Below are 272 nucleotides of genomic sequence, written 5' to 3'. Positions count from 1 at the left end.
AGGGCGAAACGGGCGACATGCGGGCGCTGGGCGTGCAGGTGCGTGATGCGTGGATCGGCGACAGCCGCACCGGGGGCGGGGTCGCCATCGGCGTGGATCACCCCCTGCTTGCCCCCGCATTCCACCCCGACGAACGGGATGCGGAATGCGCATGGCGCTGGACCACCGGCATGGCGCGCCTGTCCCCCGAACTGTGGAACGGCCGCAGCGGCGTCATTACGCTCAGCCTGCAGGTGAACCACGCAGCCCACGCACGCTGGACCCGTCCCGCC

At 71.7% G+C, this 272-nt stretch carries 1 protein-coding gene; it reads left to right on the top strand.

Translation table 11 applies throughout. The features are described from left to right. Positions 1-272, top strand: a 272-nt coding sequence (locus B7G66_RS17985) for a hypothetical protein (protein ID WP_048859370.1), incomplete at both ends; no start/stop codon positions are given.

It is taken from the genome of Novacetimonas hansenii JCM 7643 (assembly GCF_000964405.1).
Taxonomy (GTDB): Bacteria; Pseudomonadota; Alphaproteobacteria; order Acetobacterales; family Acetobacteraceae; genus Novacetimonas; species Novacetimonas hansenii.
This window is presented reverse-complemented; position numbering and strand designations above follow the sequence as displayed.